Annotated in this window: 15 protein-coding genes and 1 tRNA gene; 3 read left to right on the top strand and 13 right to left on the bottom strand. The window is 59.7% G+C overall.

Annotated elements, in window-relative coordinates:
• Positions 1–2: 2 nt before the first annotated feature.
• Both pfkB and ptsP read right to left on the bottom strand, forming a co-directional pair.
• Positions 3–944, bottom strand: coding sequence for a 1-phosphofructokinase (gene pfkB, locus ACYZT3_RS05185; protein WP_282375012.1), 942 nt, complete (start codon positions 942–944; stop codon positions 3–5).
• The gene (gene ptsP, locus ACYZT3_RS05180; RefSeq protein WP_462031642.1) at positions 944–3,805 is read right to left on the bottom strand and encodes a phosphoenolpyruvate--protein phosphotransferase; all 2,862 of its coding nucleotides are present in this window, start codon (positions 3,803–3,805) and stop codon (positions 944–946) included. The genes pfkB and ptsP overlap by 1 nt, the downstream gene beginning before the upstream one ends.
• A gap of 302 nt (positions 3,806–4,107) precedes the next feature.
• Here ptsP and cra point away from each other — a divergent pair, with 302 nt between their 5' ends.
• On the top strand, positions 4,108–5,103 hold the full coding sequence (cra, locus tag ACYZT3_RS05175) for a catabolite repressor/activator (RefSeq protein ID WP_282375009.1): 996 nt from the start codon (positions 4,108–4,110) through the stop codon (positions 5,101–5,103).
• 3 nt (positions 5,104–5,106) lie between these two features.
• Positions 5,107–5,886 carry a TatD family hydrolase gene (locus tag ACYZT3_RS05170; protein ID WP_462031641.1) on the top strand — a complete coding sequence of 260 codons (780 nt, stop codon included), beginning with the start codon at positions 5,107–5,109 and terminating at the stop codon, positions 5,884–5,886.
• Here the strand turns inward: ACYZT3_RS05170 and ACYZT3_RS05165 are convergent, their stop codons facing one another.
• The 5 genes from ACYZT3_RS05165 to ACYZT3_RS05145 all read right to left on the bottom strand — a co-directional run bounded on the left by ACYZT3_RS05165 (position 5,887) and on the right by ACYZT3_RS05145 (position 13,247).
• On the bottom strand, positions 5,887–7,917 hold the full coding sequence (locus ACYZT3_RS05165; RefSeq protein WP_282375005.1) for a methyl-accepting chemotaxis protein: 2,031 nt from the start codon (positions 7,915–7,917) through the stop codon (positions 5,887–5,889).
• 460 nt (positions 7,918–8,377) lie between these two features.
• A complete protein-coding gene (locus ACYZT3_RS05160) occupies positions 8,378–9,436 on the bottom strand; it encodes an IS110 family RNA-guided transposase (RefSeq protein ID WP_282383495.1) in 1,059 nt (352 codons plus the stop codon).
• Between the two features lie 142 nt (positions 9,437–9,578).
• A complete protein-coding gene (ampE, locus tag ACYZT3_RS05155; RefSeq protein ID WP_282375004.1) occupies positions 9,579–10,415 on the bottom strand; it encodes a regulatory signaling modulator protein AmpE in 837 nt (278 codons plus the stop codon).
• Positions 10,412–10,972, bottom strand: coding sequence for a 1,6-anhydro-N-acetylmuramyl-L-alanine amidase AmpD (ampD, locus tag ACYZT3_RS05150; protein ID WP_282375003.1), 561 nt, complete (start codon positions 10,970–10,972; stop codon positions 10,412–10,414). The genes ampE and ampD overlap by 4 nt, the downstream gene beginning before the upstream one ends.
• A 64-nt stretch (positions 10,973–11,036) precedes the next feature.
• A complete protein-coding gene (locus tag ACYZT3_RS05145; protein ID WP_462031640.1) occupies positions 11,037–13,247 on the bottom strand; it encodes a DUF1631 domain-containing protein in 2,211 nt (736 codons plus the stop codon).
• 283 nt (positions 13,248–13,530) lie between these two features.
• On the opposite strand from ACYZT3_RS05145, the gene nadC reads away from it, so the two are divergent.
• Positions 13,531–14,379: a carboxylating nicotinate-nucleotide diphosphorylase gene (nadC, locus tag ACYZT3_RS05140; RefSeq protein WP_462031639.1), complete on the top strand. Its 849-nt coding sequence runs from the start codon at positions 13,531–13,533 to the stop codon at positions 14,377–14,379.
• A gap of 50 nt (positions 14,380–14,429) precedes the next feature.
• On the opposite strand, the gene ACYZT3_RS05135 is transcribed toward nadC, so the two are convergent.
• From ACYZT3_RS05135 to rbfA, 6 genes are all read right to left on the bottom strand, one after another.
• Positions 14,430–14,735 carry a DUF6388 family protein gene (locus ACYZT3_RS05135; protein WP_282374994.1) on the bottom strand — a complete coding sequence of 102 codons (306 nt, stop codon included), beginning with the start codon at positions 14,733–14,735 and terminating at the stop codon, positions 14,430–14,432.
• 137 nt (positions 14,736–14,872) lie between these two features.
• A tRNA-Thr gene (locus ACYZT3_RS05130) sits at positions 14,873–14,945 on the bottom strand.
• A gap of 138 nt (positions 14,946–15,083) precedes the next feature.
• Positions 15,084–17,189 (bottom strand): polyribonucleotide nucleotidyltransferase, encoded by a 2,106-nt coding sequence (gene pnp, locus ACYZT3_RS05125; protein ID WP_282374992.1) that lies wholly within the window; start codon positions 17,187–17,189, stop codon positions 15,084–15,086.
• A 195-nt stretch (positions 17,190–17,384) separates the two neighbouring features.
• A complete protein-coding gene (gene rpsO / locus ACYZT3_RS05120; RefSeq protein ID WP_282374990.1) occupies positions 17,385–17,654 on the bottom strand; it encodes a 30S ribosomal protein S15 in 270 nt (89 codons plus the stop codon).
• A 119-nt stretch (positions 17,655–17,773) separates the two neighbouring features.
• Entirely contained in the window at positions 17,774–18,691 is a 918-nt protein-coding gene (gene truB / locus ACYZT3_RS05115; protein ID WP_462031638.1) for a tRNA pseudouridine(55) synthase TruB, read from the bottom strand.
• A gap of 3 nt (positions 18,692–18,694) precedes the next feature.
• Positions 18,695–19,096 carry a 30S ribosome-binding factor RbfA gene (rbfA, locus tag ACYZT3_RS05110; RefSeq protein WP_008149016.1) on the bottom strand — a complete coding sequence of 134 codons (402 nt, stop codon included), beginning with the start codon at positions 19,094–19,096 and terminating at the stop codon, positions 18,695–18,697.
• Between the last annotated feature and the right edge of the window lie 130 nt (positions 19,097–19,226).

Genomic DNA, 19,226 nt, shown 5'->3' with positions numbered 1-19,226 from the left:
TCTTATTGTTCTGTCAGGGTGCGCATGCGCACGCCCTGTTCGAGCCGCGCCAACTGCGTGGCGTCGCCAATACCGAAACCGATCTGGGTGACCGCCATCGCGGCAATCGCCGTGGCGGTGCGCAAGGTCTGTTCAGGCGTGTCGGCGCTGAGCAAACCGTGGAGCATGCCGGCCAGTAACGAATCGCCTGCGCCCACCGTGCTGACGACACTGACCTTGGGCGGCGTGGCATGCATCGCCGAGCCGACACTGAACCAGTTCACGCCATCGGCGCCGTCGGAGATCACCACGTGCTCGATGCCTTGAGCATGCAAACGGCTCGCGGTTTGCGCTTGCGCAGCCACCGAAACCACCTCACAACCCAGCGCGTCGGCCAGCTCTTCGGTATTGGGTTTGATCAGCCACGGGCCAGCCTTGAGCGCCGCCCGCAAGGCTTCACCGCTGGTATCCAGCGCCACGTTCAAACCGAGATTTTTCAACCGCACAATCAACGCCTGCAACCATTGAGGACTGATGCCTTGAGGCAGGCTGCCGGCAACGACGACCGCGTCATGCCCCGGTGCAATCTGGTCGAGGCAATCGAGCAATGCCTGCTGCGCGGCTTCACTCACCAAGGGTCCGGGACCGTTGATGTCGGTGATGCGCCCATCGCTTTCCGCCAGTTTGATGTTGCTGCGAGTTTCACCTGGAACCCGGATGAACGCGTCGACAAACCCGCGCTTGGCGAACAGGGTTTCGAACGCTTGAAGGTTGTCCTCCCCGAGGAAACCGCTGACCGTGAGCTGATGCCCGAGGTCCGCCAGCACTTGTGCCACGTTCACGCCTTTACCGGCGGCATGCGTGTGCATCTCGTCACTACGGTTAACCTGACCAGGGGCAAGTACCGGCAACTGGACGGTGAGGTCCAGCGCCGGGTTGAGGGTCAGGGTCAGGATCTTGGCCATTACAGGGCCTCCACTAGTGCGCGCACTTCGTTTGCGCTGCCCACGGCCAGGGCCTGCTGGGCAAGGATTTTGGTCTGCGCCAGGCTGAGTTCGCGTATCCGCGCCTTGACCTCGGCAATGCTGCGACCCGAGACACTGAGCTCATCCACACCCAGACCAACCAGAACTGGCACCGCCAGCGGATCGGCCGCCAACTCGCCGCACACGCCGACCCACTTGCCGTTGGCATGTGCCGCGCGCACGGTGATGTCAATCAGTTGCAGCACCGCCGGGTGCAAGCCGTCAGCCTGGGCCGACAAGGTCGGATGACCACGGTCGATGGCCAGGGTGTATTGGGTCAGGTCATTGGTGCCGACGCTGAAGAAGTCGACCTCTTTGGCCAGCACCGGCGCCAGCAATGCAGCCGACGGCACTTCAATCATGATCCCCAGTTGCAGGTCAGCAACCGGAATTTCCACACGCAGACGTTCGGTCATGTCCCGCGCCTGGCGCCATTCATCGACGCTGCCGACCATAGGGAACATGATCCGCAACGGACGGTTGTCGGCAGCACGCAGCAAGGCACGCAATTGCGCTTCCATGATCTGCGGACGTTGCAGGGTCAGGCGGATGCCGCGCACGCCGAGGAACGGGTTTTCTTCTTTCGCAATCGGCCAGTACGGCAGCGGTTTGTCGCCGCCGACGTCGAGGGTGCGAACGACCAAGGGACGACCGGCCAGGCCATCAAGGACGCGGCGGTATTCGACTTCCTGGGTCGCCTCGTCCGGCGCTTGCGAGTGGGCCATGAAAATCAGTTCGGTGCGCAGCAGGCCAATGCCTTCGGCGCCCTGCTCCACCGCGCTGGTGACACCTGCGCTTTCACCCATATTGGCGAACACTTCGACCGCATGACCGTCGGTGGTCAGCGCCGGTTGATGGCGTTGTTCGGCGGCCGCTTTGAGACGTTGCTCGCGGGTGTCGCGCTCTTCGGTGGCGCGCTGCAAAGTCGCCGCGTCGGCGTCCACGTGCAGGCGGCCGCGTTGACCATCAATCAGCAATGGCGTGCCCGGCGCCAGCAGCAGCACGGCCGGGCCGGCGCCGACCAGCGCCGGAATTCCCAGGGCTCGGGCGACAATTGCGCTGTGAGCGGTGGCGCCGCCACGGGCGGTGAGAATGCCGGCGACGCGGGCCGGATCAAGGCGGGCTACATCGGACGGACCGACTTCATCCATCACCAGAATGTACGGTTGCTCAGGCTCGCTCGGGGTTTGGACGCCACTCAACTGCGCCAATACCCGACGACCTATATCACGCAAGTCGGCGGCACGCTCGGCGAGCAAGGCGTCCTGCAGCGATTCCTGTTGTTTGGCCGCCGCTTCAATCACCGCCATCCACGCCGCTTCGGCGCTTTCGCCTTGCTTGAGACGGGTGTCAACTTCATCGGTCAATTCCGGGTCGTCGAGCATTTCCTGGTGAGTGATGAAAATCTCGCGAATGGCCTTGGACGTGCTGCGTTCGATCAGGCCTTCGATGTCGCGACGCACGTCCGCCAACGCCTGTTTGAGGCGCTCGCGCTCGATGGCGGCAGACTCACCGCGCAGCGGGTAATCGATGGTTTGCAGCACTTGAATGTGCGCCGGGCCGATGGCGATGCCCGGTGCGGCGGCAATGGCCTGAACCAGACTGCCGGACGCTGGCGCGAGGACCACTTCGGCCACATCGGCAATCACTTCACGCTGTTGACTCACGGCTGGCAGCGGTTCGACTTCTTCACCGAGGCCTTCTTCAATAGCGGCCAACAAGGCTGGCAAGGCGTCGGCGGCGATGCTCGGTTCGGCGATGAATTCCAGCACCTGACCGCGACGGGCGCCGAGGCTGAGCAGTTTACTCAAGCTCTTCACCGACACCGCGCTGTCCTGGCCGTCGACAATGCGCACGCGAACTTCGCCTTCAAAACTTTTCGCCAGTTGCGCGAGAATCTTCGCCGGACGCGCGTGCAACCCGTGGGCGTTGGCCAGCGCGATGCGAGCGCTGGGCCAATCAGCCGGCAGTTCACCACCTAGGACTTCGAGGACTTTACGGCTGCTGGTGGCGCGGCCCAATTCATGGCCACGACCTTCGATCAGCAACGCACAAAGGCGTTCGAGCAATGCCTGATGGGCTTCACCGAGGCTGGCCAGGCAGAACAGGCCACTGAGCGGTTGGCCGAGGTAGCGTATGGGTTTGTCCGGCGTGACGAAGGCCAGACCCGGACGCTTGACCGTTTGCTCACTGTGCAACCACCACAGGCCATCGCCCAGCGGCAGCGCTTCGACTTGTTGCAACACCGCAGAGAAACCGTTGCTCACACAGTCGGCCTGACGCAGCAAACGTGCACCGCGCCAAACCAGTTCTTCGAAGTCATCGGCGGACACACCAAGGCCGATCATCTGCGCATCCAGCGCCAGCTCTTGTGGCGCGCCTTGCAACAGTTTCAACAAGGCTTCGGCGGAACTGGCGCGGCGCAGCGCCTGGCCCAAGTCGGTTTCGCCGAGGGCACGGGTCAGCAGTTGCAACAGGCGCAGGTGTTCATCGGATTTGGCCGCAATACCAATCGCCAAGTAGACGATCTGACCGTCACCCCAATCCACACCCTCGGGGAACTGCATCAGCCGCACACCGGTGGAAAACACCTGATCGCGGGTTTCCGGCGTACCGTGGGGGATGGCAATACCTTGACCGAGAAAGGTCGAGCCCTGTACTTCGCGCGCCTGCAACCCGGCGAGATAACCCTCGTCCACCAGGCCATCGGCGACCAGATGCTGGGCCAGCAGGTGCAACGCTGCGGACTTGTCCACAGCCGACTGACCCATGGAAATCTGCTCTATGGTGAGCTCGAGCATACTTTTTCCTTTTTGGCGCCTTAGGACGCCAGGTATTGTTTTGAATGATTCAGCTTAGGCTCTTAAGCAAACCTTTTCAGGAGGCAGTTTTGGCGGTTTCACGGCAGAACCGACAATGGAGCCTATAACGTAGAAAATACGCCTGCTGAAACGTTTAATCTAGAATGATTGGCACGTTACTCGATAATGTCTCATCCTTGAAGTCCAATTGTCGGATGTGCTGCGACAATGGTCGTCTGCCTGAATCGGGTAGGATTGGCGAAAATGTCGGGCAAGCTCGAAAAAAACAAGGAAATCCCGAGTTGAAACTCAGTGATATCGCCCAGTTGGCCGGTGTGTCCGTTACCACCGCCAGCTATGTCATTAATGGCAAGGCAGAACAACAACGTATCAGCAGTGCCACCGTCGAGCGCGTGCGCGCGGTCGTCGAACAACATGGCTTTACGCCCAACCCTCAAGCTGCCGGGCTGCGCAGTCGGCACACCCGCACCTTGGGTTTCATTCTGCCGGACCTGGAAAACCCCAGTTACGCACGAATCGCCAAACTGTTGGAACAAGGCGCCCGGGCTCGCGGCTATCAGTTGCTGATCGCCAGTTCCGACGATGCGCCGGACAGCGAACGGCAGTTGCTGCAACTGTTCCGGGCCAGGCGCTGCGATGCGTTGATCGTTGCCAGTTGCCTGCCGGCCGGCGATGACAGCTATCGCCAATTGCAGGCCAAGGGCATTCCGATCATCGCGATCGACCGGGTCATGGCGCCTGAGCATTTCTGCTCGGTGATCAGCGATGACCGCGAGGCCAGCCTGCAACTGACCCGCAGTCTACTGGACCCGCTGCCCAAGCAGATCGCACTGATTGGCGCACGCCCCGAACTGAGCATCAGCCAGGAGCGGGCGGCAGGCTTCAAGGAAGCCTTGGTCGGATTCAAAGGCGAGGTGCTGATCGAGCACGGCGAGTCGTTCAGCCGTGAGTGCGGCAAGCAGTTGATGGACGAATTGCTACAGCGTCTGGGCCATTTGCCGGATGCGCTGGTGACCACGTCCTACGTGCTGCTTCAGGGCGTATTCGATGCCTTGCACGATTTCCCGCTCAAAACCCGCCCGCTGCGCCTCGGCACGTTCGGTGACACACAGTTGCTGGATTTCCTGCCGCTGCCGGTCAATGCCATGGCCCAGCAGCATCAGCTCATCGCCGATAAAGCCCTGGAACTGGCCCTGGCCGCCATCGAGCAATCGGATTACCAACCCGGCGTGCAGGCCATCGCGCGGACCTTCAAGCAACGTATTCGCCAGGACTGAACCGTGGAGCTGATCGACAGCCACACTCATCTGGATTTTCCGGACTTCGACGAGGATCGCACGGCGCTGCTGGCCGAGAGCCGCGCCCTCTGCGTGCGGCGAATGGTGGTGCTGGGGGTTTATCAGGGCAATTGGCAGCGGCTCTGGGATCTGGTGCAAAGCGATCCCGATCTGCATGCGGCGTTCGGTTTGCACCCGGTGTATCTGGATGATCATTGTCCCGAAGACCTGACGGCACTCGGCGACTGGCTGAATCGGCTGGCTGGCCATCGGCAGTTGTGCGCCGTGGGCGAAATCGGTCTGGATTACTTCATCGAAACTCTCGATCGCGAGCGCCAGCAGGCGTTGTTCGATGCGCAGTTGCAACTGGCAGCGGATTTCAATCTGCCAGCGCTGATTCATGTGCGACGCAGCCATGCGGCGGTGATTGCCACGCTTAAACGCTTCAAGTTGAAACGCGCGGGAATCATCCACGCCTTCGCCGGCAGCAAGGAAGAGGCCCGCGAGTACATCAAGCTTGGTTTCAAACTTGGTTTGGGCGGTGCTGCGACCTGGCCTCAAGCCTTGCGCATGCATCGCGTACTTGCTGAACTGCCGCTTGAATCGGTAGTGCTGGAAACCGACTCCCCGGACATGGCGCCCGCCATGTTTCCCGGTCAACGCAACAGCCCGGCCCATCTTCCGGCGATCTGCTCGGCACTGGCCGGAATCATGGCGATCAGCCCTGAGCAATTGGCCGCCGCCAGCACTGCCAATGCCTGTGAGCTGTTCAACTGGCGTTAGTCACACCCGAAACGCGCTGATCAGCTGTTTGAGCTCCACCACCTGAGCCGACAACGCACGACTGGCATCCTCGGTCTGGTGCGCCCCTTCGGCGGTGCGTTCACCCGCGCGGTTGATCTCGACAATATTCTGGTCGATGTCATGGGCCACAGCAGTCTGTTGCTCCACCGCCGCGGCGATTTGCTGGTTCTGATCGACAATCATGCCGACGGCGCCGAGGATGTTCTCCAGCGCTTGCTGAACCTTCTCCGACTGCCCCACGGTACCGTTGGCCATCTGATGACTGGTACCCATGGCCTTCACCGCAGCGCCAACACCGCTGTGCAGCTTGGCGATCATTTGCTCGATTTCTTCGGTCGATTGCTGGGTACGTTTGGCCAGGGTCCGGACCTCATCCGCCACCACCGCAAAACCACGCCCCTGCTCACCGGCCCGAGCGGCTTCGATGGCCGCGTTGAGCGCCAGCAGGTTGGTTTGCTCGGCGATGCTTTTGATGACTTCCAGCACGCGGCTGATGGACTGGCTATCGCTGGCCAGTTGATTGATCACCAGCACCGACTGATCAATCTCACTGGCAAGCGCAGCAATGCTGCCCTGCTGGGACTCCACCAGACCGCGACCGCTGATGGTCTCGTCATTGACGCTGTGGGCGCTACTGACCGCCGCTGCGGCACTGCGCGCCACCTCAAGGGAGGTGGCCGACATCTGGTTCATAGCCGTGGCGACCTGCTCGATCTGCGTGCGCTGCCCCGCCACGGCCTGGTTGCTCTGGGCGGAGACGTTCTGCACCTGCCCGGCTTGGCGTTCGACCTCGCCGACGGTCTGCCCCACTCGCTCGATCAGGTCATGGATTTTCTTCACGGTGCCGTTGAACACCTCACCCAACTCGCCCAGTTCATCGCGGCTGTTGGCGTTGAAGGTCACCGTCATGTCGCCGGCCGCGACTTTGTCCATCACCGCGCCAAGACGCTTTAGGGTGGTGCGGGTCGAGGCGTAGAAGCCGCCGTAGAGGTAAAAAATCAACACAAACACCACCGACAACGCTACGGCCTGCAAGACCATGTGGGTGCGGTTCTGCTCCAGTCGCTGTTGTAACTGGGTGCCGAGAAACTTCAGAGTGGCTTCATTAAGTTGGTAGGTCTGGTCCATCAGGCCCGTGACCTGATCGTAAAAGCCCTGCCAAGGCGCATCGAGCGTGTCGGCCATGACGACCTGCTCTTCGAACAGTTCACTGGCCTTTTTCAACGACGCCTTGCTGCTATCGGTCTGAGCAGCCAGGGTTTCCCGTGCTGCTTTGCTGGAGCCGAGCGCGTCCTGCAACTTCAGGGCATATTCGGCCTGCAGTTTTTCGATCTGCGCCAGCAACTCATCAAAACGGGTACTCGATGCCGAGTTGAGAAAGCCCTGCCCCAGCGAAAAAGAGCCCATCGCCCGACCTTCGCCCAGAAGCTGTGTAACGGGTGGGGTGACATTGGTAATGAGGTCGCTGAGCTGGCGCATGTCGCTCTGAGTGTCGCGGCTGAGGCCGGCCTGACTGGCGATGATCTGGCTGAAGATTTGCGCGTTGCCGAGCAGCTTGCCGATCATCCCACTTTTACTTTGCAGGGAGTTTTCCGCTTGCTGGGCCTTGAACGCGGCGATCATTTCATCGCGTTTACCCTCGAAAACGATGATCTGCTCGGGGTCAGTGGTCATCGCCGTCAACCCTTGCAAACGGCTGAGCACGCTTTGTCCCAAGGTGCTGATCTGCGACTCGACATTACCGGCCTTGCCGGACTGACCGAGGGTGACGTTGATCTGTACCAAGTTGTTCAGGGTTTCCAGATCGCGCCGTAACGTCAGGCTGCTGCCCAGCAGCTCGAGGCTTTGCAGTTCGACGCGGGTGCCCTGGAATTCTCGATAAGAATCGCGTACCAGATAGAAGTTGGTCACCAGCATCGGCACAAGAAACAGCACGCTGATCAGGCTGAACTTCATGCCAAAGCTCAGGCGGTTCATCAACGCGACAGCGGGATAGAGCAAGCTCTTCACTGGAAGTCTCCCTTTGATTTTCTTCTTTTTATTGGCCGGCGCGGGTCGACAGCAGATAGCCACTATCCGGCGCTAGCTCTGTATAGCTTAAATCGGCGGGAGGTTTTGTAACTTAAGGTTAACGGGGGGTGCACTCGGTCTTGTAGCAGCTGGCGCAGCCTGCGTCCGGCTCGGGCCGCGATCGGACGCAGGCTGCGCCAGCTGCTATGTATGGACTCGCCCCCACTGTCTACCCGCTTTTGAAAAACCGCCGCCCCGTTGCATCTATGTATTAGGCCTATTCGAGGAAACCGTCTTCGGCTTCTGGCCAAAATTGGAAGAGCTCGTGGTATGCCGATTACAGTCAGGCCTCGAAGGCCAGTAGCAGCTAAGGCATCAATCCACGCCGGTCTTACCTGGGGTCAATTTTTTTTCAGCAAAGGGCCGGACAGTTAGTACCTCGGTGGCAGAACTCTGTCGCTCAGTGGCTCATCGTCGCTTGCTGGCCATCACCAGCCTGGCGACGATAAGTCTGGTCATTCTGTAGAAGCACCCAGACGATTCGCAGGTTGCGGTTGGCTAACCTGACCGCAGCCTCCTTACGGCCCAGTCGGCTCATCCAGCGCAACAAGCGGCGGTCATCGGGTTGCTGGGAATCAGGTCGTAGTTGTTGCAGTACCGCATGAGCTCCCTGGATCATCAGGCTGCGTAAATAAACATCGCCTCGCTTGGTCATGTCCCCCAGCCGGACCGTCTGCCCGCTGCTGTGCTGGTCAGGCACCATGCCAAAGTACGCGGCAAACTTGCGGGCATTGGGAAATCGCTCAGGCTTGGTTTCCTTGGCCACCAGTGCCGTGGCAGTGACTGGGCCGATGCCGCGCACAGTCATCAGTCGCTTCGCCGTCATGTCGGCGTTGGCGGCCACTTCCAGGCGCCCCGTCAGCACGCTGATGCGTTCGCCCAAATGGCGCCACTCGGCCAACAGTTCGTCGATCAGTTCACGCAGCAGGCCCGGCACCGGCTGGGTGGCATCTTCCAGTACCCGCGGAATTTTCTGGCTGATCGCAACATCGCCCTGCGCCAAGGCCACGCCGTGCTCGAGCAGCAGGCCGCGCATCTGATTACTCACCGCCGTGCGTCGACGCACATAGCCTTGGCGGGCGCGATGCAACGCCTGCATTGCCAGCGCCGCAACGCTTTTGACCGGCACTGCGTAGATCTTTTCATCGCGACCAGCCCGCAGAATCGCCAGCGCATCGTTGCGATCATTTTTAGGCCCGCTGCGATGGGTGGCCACCAAACCGGCTGGAAGAATCCGCGCCAGATTGCCTTGCTCTTGCAACTGCCGGGCCCAGGCTTGAGCACCCGGACCGGTCTCCATCAGAACCACGACATGAGGCGGCAACTGGCGGAGAAACTCATAAAACGCCTCGCGCGACTTGATCCGTCGCTCGTAGTGCACCTGGCCGAAGACGTCTTCACCGGCGACCTGAAAGACCTGCTTGGCCAGATCGACCGCCACAGTTGTGCAGGCCGACAAATCGGAAGAAGACAGGGATTGATCAATCGAAGTATGCTTTTTCATGGACTCGCCCTCGCTGTCGTTGGCTGTTTAGACTGCCACCGTGGCGCATTGACGCCTCGGCTTGGGCGAGTCCATCCAATTACAAGGTATCGGCGTATTAAGGAAGGACGGTCCACAACGCAAAACCGGCGTACCAGAGCACCGCCGCGCGCAGCAGCAGTTCCCAGATCCGGTCGAGGCTGTTGATGCCGTCAGGCCCGACCACTGGCGCTGGAATTTCACCGGCCACCAGCCCGACCCTCTCGATCAATTGGGCGGCGCTGATGTTCCAGTTCAGCAGCTCATGCAACATCACCCGGCTGACCGCGACAAAGTTGCCGACCAACGCAAAACTCGCCGCCAGCAGACGCACCGGCACCCAGTCGAACGCATGACGCAGTTGGGCGGCGCGTTCAACCACGGCGGGGTTCTGCCCGTGTTCTTCGGCCAGGGCCAGCAGTCGATAGCTCAAGGCCGCGACCGGACCCAGCAGGAAGTACCAGAAAATCACCGCGAAAAAGCTCTGATAAGCCTCCCACAGCAGATGCCCTTCGACCCGTTCCAACAGTTGTTCGCCACTATCGGCGCAGATACCCAGGTCGCGGTCCGCCACATGAGCGGCAGCTTGCAGGTCTTCCCGGCGCCAGGCATCGCGAAATGGCCCGAGACCGGCCAGCAGATCGCCGCGGCCCAAACTGTAAATCACCACCAGCAGGTGCACCGGCAACGCCAGCAGACCGTAAGCTACCGGGTCCAGCACCAGCAGCAGCAAACCCAGCAGTGCCACTGGCAACAACACCAGGATCAGCAAAATCAGCCACGGACGATTGACCAGGCGCGAACGGGTTTCAAGCTTGGCCAGCTCCCGCAGCCAGCCGCCATCGCGCTGAACCCGATGGCGCAGGGCCGAGAATTTCTCGATCCAGACCGCCAACAGCAACACCAGAAAACTCATTGTGGTTCCTCTTTTGCCAGGGCGGCGCGATAGCGTGCCCAGTCGAACGCGGGTCCCGGATCGGTTTTACGCCCGGGTGCGATGTCGCTATGCCCGCAGATGCGTTGTGCGGTGATGGCCGTGAAGGCGCTTTGCAGCTGCCGGGTCAGGGTCGTCAACGCTTGATACTGAGCATCGGTGAACGGCAGATCATCCGTGCCTTCAAGTTCGATGCCCACGGAAAAATCGTTACACGTTTCCCGCCCTTCGAAACTCGAGACGCCAGCATGCCAGGCACGCTCAAGACAAGAGACAAACTGAGTGACTGTGCCGTCACGTTCGATCAGAAAGTGCGCAGACACACGCAGGTCGGCGATCCCTTCAAAGTAGGGATGCTCCGTGACATCCAGGCGATTCTGGAAAAACTCCTGCACCTTGCCGGTGGCGAATTGCGCTGGCGGCAAACTGATGTTGTGGATCACCAGCAGGGAAATTTCGCCGGAGGGGCGCGCATTGAAGTTGGGCGAGGGGCATAAACGCACACCCTGACACCAACCGCTCGCGGGGTCCAACTGCATACAGGTTCCTTCAACGACGACTGTGATGGCGCCCAGTATGCCGCGATAGACCCTCGGGGCGCGATCACTTGCCGCGATTGAGGCGCCGCAGGTTACCGATCACCGACTCCAGCGCCCGGTCGAACAGCAAGGTGTCGTCCAGCGCTCGCACCGCGCCACGATGGAATTCCAGCGCCAGACCGGTGCGGCTGCGCTCCAGCACTTTCATTCCGGTGCGGTTGACGAAAATGTACTTGCCGGTGGCTTCAATGATCGCCGCCAGCTTGCAGCGAAGGGTGTTTTCCTCGTCTTCCTGAAACTCGACCCAGCAGCCCAACCGCAGCTGATCGACCTGAAGCAGACCGGCATCGTCCTCCGGCAAGCGCAATGACGCCGTATCGACCCCCCCTTCGTCGGCGGTTCGCAGGACGACTTCCTGCAGCACTTCGACCACTGCCGGCGTATCGACAGACTGTTCAAGCTTTTGCTCTGGACGTTCGAACAGTTGAACGTGCAAGGCTTCCAGTTCACTGAAAAACTCGCTGGTGGCGAACGGATCGAATGCCGAACTGCTCAGCCCGTCGCGCAACGACTTGAGCAACCCCGGCACCAGCGTCAACAAGCGCAGGCTCGCATCGGGCTCGTCATGACGCTGTACGCTCCAGATCAATTGCTCCATGGTCTGCACATCGGCGTGCCACGCGGCTGACTGATCGCCGTGCTTGAGGCACGTCAGCAGCAACACTTTGCTCCAGGCTTCCTGGACAAACACCACCACCTGTTGCGGCAATACTTTGCCCAACAAGGCCTGATTCAACACCTGCTCGACGCGCTGGCGGGCCAGTTCAGTCCTGGCGCGGCCTTCTTCGGCGTCACGGGTACGTTGCTCCAGCAACTCACTGCGACGGCGCTCGTCGCTGGTGAAGGCGAGAAAATCCGCCAGCAATTCGGAAAAAACCGCCGGATCATCGACAAAATCGTTCAGCAACCGTTGCACCACTTGTTCGATGCGCAGATACAGGCTATCGCGCTCATGGTCATCGAACTCGCCCCACCCCATGGCTGCGGTGGCAATTTCGTTGAGCAGGCGCCGGGCCGGGTGACTGCAGCGGCTGAAGAAGCTCTTGTCGAGCACCGCCACTTTCAGCATAGGGATCTGCAAACGGCCGATCAGCGCCTTGAGCGAATCCGGCAGGTTGCGGTCATCGAGGATGCATTCGAAGAGCATCGCGATCAGGTTGATCACGTCTTCGTCAGCCACCCCGACCACGCGTGATTTGCCACTTTTGACGCTGACCCGGGTCAGCAGTTGTTCGAGCTGGTTTCGCAGATCGAAGTCGTCCTGGGCTGCCGGCGCCGGCACGTATTGCTGCAAGTGCGAGAGCAGGCGCAGCAGGTCGCGGGTGGAAATCGGCTGTGTCTGGGCACTGGCTTCAAGCGTCTGCGCGACACTGCCACGCACGTGAAACAGCAATACCTGCAACGCGGCGAAGACTTCCTGCACGCTGTCGTCGATCGGCGGGCCACCGACGCGGGGGCTGGCCGGCGCGGATTCAACACCGACGCTGGCAGCCGCACGATCCGTGGCCCGACGCGCTGGGGCAGGTTTGAGGTCGGGCAGAACACCGGTGGCCATCAGCAACTGATTGGCTTCGGCGTAGAGCTGATTGGCCTCTTTGAGCACGTAGCGTTCGAACAACTTGAGGATGATCAGCTTGACCTTGATCTCCACCCCCAGGTTGCGTCCGGCCTGCAAAAAGTACTCGCAGAGCATCGCAGGCCCCACCGGATTGTGCTGATCGAGCAGCTCCCTGCCCAGCAGTGCGCTGAGTCGGGCAGTCAGTTGGTCCAGGGCGAAGCCGTCGCGGTTCAGCACTTTGCGGACCATCGCCTCAACTGCCACGCTGCGCGCCCTGTCGTCATTGGACAGCGCCGTCGCGGCGTCGAAGGCCAGCGCCTGGGACAAGGCAGACTGAGTGGTGTCGTACTGTGTGAGGCGAACAAAAGCCTCGACGAATTGCTCGAGAACGCCGCGTTCGATGTTTTTGCGTTTGAGGCGCAAGTCGCGCATGGCTTCGAAGAAGAGGTTCTGATCGACGTCATTGCGGGCCCGGTCGGCCATTTCGAACAGTGTGTCGTCGGCGTTATCGAACAATTCCTGCAACCCATGCCTGAGCTGTTGAGCAGCCTTGTCGCGAACCTGAAGCAGAATCACAGGCAGGCGGGCGAGCGGCGAGTGAGTCGCCTGGTCGGTAGCAACCTTGTGCAAAGGCACTACATTCCCGTCGTTGTGCATTCAGGCCTCCAGAAACGGTGAGTCTTCGAATAGTCGTCAATCCAATCTACGTCAAAGCCATGACGTCAAAAGCAAGGCGGATTATCTTGCAAAAGATGTCCCCTGTACCAGCAGACTCTGCATCCCCTTTGAAATAGACGCTTATGGGAGACGCTGACTTAGTGCCGATTGCTCAGGCGAATCGACCAAATGCAGGTTTCACAGCGATGGGAACGCGTCTGATGCCTTGGGTTGCCCAGCGCCATGGCCCTATAATCGGGCCACTTTGTTTGTGGAGTCCGTTATGCCGAATCTACGTCTCGCCGATTTGACCGCCGAAATCGAAGCCAACGTGCGCCGTGCGTTGCTCGAAGACATCGGCAGCGGCGACATCACCGCACAGCTGATCCCGGCCGAACGCCTGGCCAAAGCCACCATCATTACCCGCGACGCTGCCGTCATCTGCGGCACAGCCTGGGTTGAAGCAGTGTTTCGGCAGCTGGACCCACGTGTTGCGGTGCACTGGCAGGTGCGTGATGGCGAGCGGGTGAAACCCAATCAGGCGCTGTTCCACCTCGAAGGCCCGGCGCGCTCGCTGCTGACGGGCGAACGCAGTGCACTGAACTTCCTGCAATTGCTTTCTGGCGTGGCCACACGCGCGCAGTACTTGGCGGATTACGTTGCCGGGACTCAGGTGAAGTTGCTCGACACCCGTAAAACCTTGCCGGGGCTGCGTCTGGCGCAGAAGTACGCCGTGACCTGCGGCGGTTGCCACAACCACCGCATCGGTCTGTACGACGCGTTCCTGATCAAGGAAAACCATATTGCTGCCTGCGGTGGCATCCCGGAGGCCATCAACGCCGCGCACAAGATTGCCCCGGGCAAACCGGTGGAGATCGAAGTGGAAAGCCTGGAGGAGCTGAAGGAAGCCCTGGCAGCCGGTGCCGACATCATCATGCTCGACGAGTTGAGCCTGGATGACATGCGCGAAGCCGTGCGTCTGAACGCAGGCAAGGCGAAACTGGAGGCCAGCGGCGGTATCAACGAAAGCACGCTGCTACCGATCGCCGAAACCGGGGTGGATTACATCTCGATTGGTGCGATGACCAAGGATGTGAAGGCTGTCGATCTGTCGATGCGTCTGAGCCTTTGATAACGCCCGCGTGAATGAAAAACGCCAGCCTCGTGAGGCTGGCGTTTTTATCAGAGCACCAGATTATTCATCTCGCAGTACTCTTCCCACTCGACGCCCAATACCTCGGCAGCCTCCTTGTGCAGAACAAGGCGCGCAGCCTCGAACTCTTCAGGGGTTGAGGTGTACTTGAGCGTCAGCTCCCACGGCTGCAAGCCCTGAGATTCCGCCTCATCCTCGAACGCCCACTGGATCTGGTCTTTCTGATCGTCGGCGGGCAAGTCCTTGATCTCTTCGGCTAACTGGGGCGAATCCAGCAAGTACTTTTTCAGCGCTTCTTCGTGTCTGGCTTCTTGGGTCAATTCTTTAACGGTCATGGCGTTCTCTTTGATCTGGGGAATGGAAGATGGATCTGGATCATCAAGGATCTCTCTGACGCAAAAAAACCGTTTGAAGCCCGGTTTATCTGGCCTTCAGAACCATTCGGGATCATCTGAAAACAACGTGTCGCTCGTGCCCGAGACAGGAATCGAACCTGCGACCTTCGCGTTACGAGTGCGCTGCTCTACCAACTGAGCTACACGGGCAGTGGGCTAAACCTAGCACTGACTTTGGGGTCAGGCAACTTCATGACTCGTCTGATTTTTTTGCAGGCAAAAAAATACCCCGCAGCTTTCACTGCAGGGCATTTTCTATAACGTTGAAGCGGTCAGGCGTGGGGGTGATTAAACGCCCGAAGCCTTGGCTGCTGCTACGTCTTTGATGGACAGCTTGATACGGCCGCGGTTGTCCACGTCCAGTACCAGCACTTCCACTTCCTGGCCTTCTTTCAGGATGTCGGTCACTTTCTCAACGCGAGCGTCGCTCAACATCGAGATGTGAACCAGACCGTCCTTGCCCGGCAGGATGTTGACGAATGCGCCGAAGTCGACGATGCGCTCAACCTTACCAACGTAGATCTTGCCGATTTCAGCTTCTGCGGTGATGCCCAGAACGCGCTGACGTGCCGCTTCAGCCGCTTCCTTGGTTTCGCCGAAGATCTTGATCGAGCCGTCGTCTTCGATGTCGATCGAAGCCTTGGTCTCTTCACAGATCGCACGAATGGTCGCGCCGCCTTTACCGATGACATCACGGATTTTGTCGGTGTCGATTTTCATCGCGATCATGGTCGGAGCATTTTCCGACAGTTCGGTACGCGACTGGCCAATGATCTGGTTCATCTGACCGAGGATGTTCAGGCGCGCTTCCAGGGCTTGGCCCAGAGCGATTTCCATGATTTCTTCGGTGATGCCTTTGATCTTGATGTCCATCTGCAGCGCGGTCACACCTTTGGCGGTACCGGCTACTTTGAAGTCCATGTCGCCCAGGTGGTCTTCGTCACCCAGGATGTCGGTCAGGATGGCGAATTTCTCGCCTTCTTTAACCAGACCCATGGCGATACCGGCAACCGGTGCCTTCATCGGAACGCCGGCGTCCATCAGCGCCAGGGAAGCGCCGCAGACCGAAGCCATGGAGCTCGAACCGTTGGACTCGGTGATTTCCGACACAACACGGATGGTGTACGGGAACACGTCGGCAGCAGGCAGCATGGCCTGAATCGAACGACGGGCCAGACGACCGTGACCGATTTCGCGACGACCAGCGCCACCCATGCGACCACACTCACCTACCGAGAACGGAGGGAAGTTGTAGTGCAGCATGAACGGGTCTTTTTTCTCGCCTTCCAGGGTGTCCAGCAGTTGTGCGTCACGGGCAGTACCCAGCGTCGCAACAACCAGAGCCTGGGTTTCGCCACGGGTGAACAGTGCCGAACCGTGGGTCTTAGGCAGAACACCGACTTCGATGTTCAAAGGACGTACGGTCTTGGTGTCGCGACCGTCGATACGTGGCTTGCCGTTAACGATGTTCTCGCGAACGGTGCGGTATTCGATTTCTCCGAAAGCTGCTTTGACTTCACTGGAAGATGGCTGACCTTCTTCACCGGACAGTTTGGCAACCACCTGGTCCTTCAGCTCACCCAGGCGAGCGTAACGGTCGGCCTTGATGGTGATGGTGTAAGCCTGGGAGATCGCGTCGCCGAACTCGGCACGGATAGCGCCCAGCAGAGCGGTAGCTTCTGGTTGTGGAGCCCAGGCCCAGGTTGGCTTGGCAGCTTCGGCAGCCAGTTCTTTAACAGCGTTGATCACAACCTGGAATTCGTCTTGAGCAAACAGTACCGCGCCCAGCATCTGGTCTTCAGTCAGCTCTTTGGCTTCCGATTCAACCATCAGAACGGCATCCGAAGTACCGGCAACGACCATGTCCAGGCTCGAAGCTTTCAGTTGTTCGTAAGTCGGGTTCAGCAGGTAACCGGTGCTTTCGTGGAACGCAACGCGGGCAGCGCCGATCGGGCCATCAAAAGGAATGCCGGAGATGGCCAGCGCAGCCGAGGTACCGATCATCGCAGCGATGTCCGGATCGGTCTTCTTGCTGGTGGAAACGACGGTGCAGACAACCTGCACTTCGTTCATGAAGCCTTCTGGGAACAGCGGACGGATCGGGCGGTCGATCAGTCGGGAAGTCAGGGTTTCTTTCTCGGAAGGACGGCCTTCACGCTTGAAGAAACCGCCAGGGATCTTACCGGCAGCGTAAGTCTTTTCCTGGTAGTGAACGGACAGAGGGAAGAAGCCCTTGCCCGGATCGGCTTGCTTGGCGCCGACCACAGTCACCAATACGCTGACGTCGTCGTCAACGGTGACCAATACTGCGCCGGAGGCCTGACGGGCGATACGGCCAGTCTCGAGGGTAACGGTCGACTGACCGAACTGGAATTTTTTGATTACCGGGTTCACGGTGTCCTACCTTCTTTTGTGGCTCTTGGGGAACTTGTCTTCTTGCGAAATTCTTGGGCAATGTCGGGAGTCGACCCAACGCCTGTCCAGGGTAAAACGTGTATCCAGATAAAACTTGAGGCTGGGAGCCTGCCATGCGCCAGCGGGAAACCCACTGACGCACGACAGACAACCAACCTCTAGCGCAATCGCTTATTAGCGACGCAGACCCAGGCGACCGATCAGAGCGCTGTAACGGCTCACGTCCTTGCCTTTCAGGTAGTCCAGCAGCTTACGACGCTGGTTTACCATGCGGATCAGACCACGACGGGAGTGGTGATCTTTACCGTTGATCTTGAAGTGACCTTGCAGTTTGTTGATGTTGTGGGTCAGCAGTGCAACTTGCACTTCTGGCGAACCAGTGTCACCAACAGCTTGCTGGTAGTCAGCTACGATTTGAGCTTTTTCTTGAACGTCGAGAGCCATGAGGCAATCCTTTTATCAGGAAACTGTTTCAAGGAAACAGCTTCAACAGGCCAGGGACAAATCCCTGTATCTATAAAATGAGGAAGTGACCGTGCCTGTTAACAGCCACCCTCGTTCGGTCATTCTGACCGAATCAGTCGACGCGGCGCGATACGCCCGTCCTCGCTCACTTCACCGATACCGATGAAGCGACCGTTGTGATCCTGTACCCGTACCATGCCGAACTTCGGTGCATCCGGGGCCCGTACCGGCTGGCCGTTAAGCCAGTAGAACGAGCTGTGCTCCGAGAACTGCAACAGCGGCCAATCCAGCAGGCCGCTGTCCGATGGCATCAGGAAGCGGTCGACCGCTTCGTTGCCGCCCTCGGCATGTACGGCTTCCAACTCTTCAAGCGTCACAGTCTGCGCCAGCGTGAAAGGCCCGGCCTGGGTACGTCGCAATTCAGCCACGTAAGCGCCACAACCGAGTTGTTCACCGATATCTTCCACCAGGGTGCGGATATAGGTGCCTTTGCTGCAATCCACCGCGAGCCGCGCAGTATCACCCTCAAAGGCCAGCAATTCCAAGCGCGCAATAGTAACAGAACGCGGTTCGCGCTCCACTACTTCGCCTGCACGGGCCAGCTTGTACAGCGGCTGGCCATCACGCTTGAGTGCCGAGTACATCGGCGGTATCTGACTGATTTGCCCACGAAAACTCGGCAGCACAGCTTCGACATCGGCGCGACCAACGGTCACCGGTCGCTCCTGCAAAACTTCACCTTCGGCATCGGCCGTGGTGGTGGTCTTGCCCAGTTGCGCCAGGGTTTCATAAGCCTTGTCGGAATCGAGCAGGTATTGCGAGAACTTGGTGGCCTCACCGAAGCACAACGGCAGCACGCCGGTGGCCAGCGGATCAAGACTGCCGGTATGCCCGGCCTTCTCGGCGTTCAGCAACCAGCGAACCTTCTGCAATGCCGCGTTGGAGGTGAACCCCAGCGGCTTGTCGAGCAGGATGATGCCGCTGACGTTACGGCGGATCCGTTTGACCTGAGCCACCGATTACTCCTTGGTGTCTTCGGCTTCAGCCGCTACCGGGTGCTGATTGTCTTCAGCCACCGCACGCTCGATCAGGGCCGACAGGTGCGCGCCACGCACGACGCTTTCGTCGTAGTGGAAGTGCAACTGTGGAACGCTGCGCAACTTCATTTCGCGAGCCAACTGCATACGCAGGAAACCGGCGGCAGAGTTGAGCACCTTGATGCTTTGCGCGATGTCTTCGGCGTTGTCCTGGCCCATCACGGTGATGAAGATCTTGGCGTGACCGACGTCACGACTGACTTCAACAGCGGTAATGGTGACCAGGCCTACGCGCGGGTCTTTGACTTCACGACGGATCAGCTGTGCCAGCTCACGCTGCATCTGATCGCCGATACGTTGGGTACGGCTGTATTCTTTTGCCATGTCTTGTTACCTGTTACTGCCACACGGTGAAACCCGTGGGGTCTGAAAGCGGCAAACGCCCGGCCTGACAAAAGCCAGACCGGGCGTTGCGTTTAGAGTCCTGACGCTGTGCCGCGCATTGGCATGCGGC

The organism is Pseudomonas sp. MDT1-16 (assembly GCF_054898115.1).
The sequence above is the reverse complement of the archived record's forward strand: the minus strand, read 5'-3'. Positions and strand labels throughout refer to the sequence as shown.